The organism is Streptomyces sp. NPDC104096, from assembly GCF_055584385.1.
On record NZ_JBVJMD010000176.1, the window covers coordinates 1 to 1,036 of the forward strand.

A 1,036-nucleotide genomic window follows, 5' to 3' on the forward strand; every position below is an offset into this window, starting at 1 on the left:
AGGGCGGTTCGTGCGGGTCGAATGACCCGCCCCGGCGATCGGGGCGAGAAGGGTTACGCCAGCGCGGCGGCGCCCAGCAGGTTTTTCCAGGCTTCCACATTGCCCAGATAGTTGCCGGCCGGCAGCAGATGCAGGCGGCCTTCGCTATCCTGCAGCGCAAAGGTCGGGAAGCCCTGGCCTTGCACTTTGGCCAGCAGCGCCCGGCTTTCCGCGATGTGTTGCGCGGTCGGCGCGCCGCTGCTAAAGCGCATTTCGGCGATAAACGCCGCCGAAGGCAACCCCAGCTCTTTCGCCAACGCTTCCAGCACCGGCGTGTCGGCGATGCGCCGGCCTTCCTGGTAGTGCGCCCGCTGAATGCGGTGCAGCATGTCCAGCCCGCGTCCCGCCAGTTTCTCCGCCGCCAGGATTGCGGTGATCGGCGGCTCGGAATCCATCACTGCCGTGGTGTCGCGCAGCAGGCCGTTGAAATAGGCTTCGCCAAAAGGCTGGCCCGTCATCTCGGCGATGCGTTTGTCGTGCGGAATGACGTAGTTGCGCCATTCGTCGGTGATTTGGCGGCGGTTGTTGCCGGTCATCATGCCGCCGGCGTGCGGCACGACCTTCAGCCCGGGGAGGCTCTGAGCCGCTTTCACCAGCGGCGTGGCGCCGTAGCACCAGCCGCACAGCGGATCGAAAATATAATGCAGAGTGGTTTCGGTCATTTTTACTCCTCGCTTGGCGCGCGGCAGTTCACCGCGGCGCCAGGGCTGGTTCAATCACGCAGGGGCGCTTATTGCGGCCACTTCATCTCGCCTTTCAGCACTTTTGCGCTCAGTTCCAGGCTCGATTCGTCTTTCAGCGTCGGGTAATGCTTTTTCATCGCTTCAATCAGCGCGGCGGAATCCTTGGCCTTCGGCAGTTCGGCTTCCAGCGTGGTCAGGTATTTTTGGGTAAAGTGCACCGATGCCAGCGTTTGCGCGGCGCCCGGCAGGAAGTGGCCCGGCACGACGACCTGCGGCTTCAGCGCTTCGATATTTTTCAGCGTCTGCTGCCAGTG

General features: G+C 63.4%; 1 protein-coding gene and 1 pseudogene. Both read right to left on the reverse strand.

Features of this window, described 5'->3' with window-relative positions:
• Positions 1 to 53 precede the first annotated feature (53 nt).
• Entirely contained in the window at positions 54 to 701 is a 648-nt protein-coding gene (locus ACZ60B_RS43080; RefSeq protein WP_043139796.1) for a DsbA family protein, read from the reverse strand.
• A gap of 68 nt (positions 702 to 769) precedes the next feature.
• A pseudogene (locus tag ACZ60B_RS43085) lies at positions 770 to 1,036 on the reverse strand (MBL fold metallo-hydrolase); the annotation flags it as partial.

Excerpts from the sequence above, each read along its gene's own strand:
- ACZ60B_RS43080 (WP_043139796.1), bottom strand. The coding sequence starts at position 701 with ATGACCGAAACCACTCTGCATTATATTTTCGATCCGCTGTGCGGCTGG.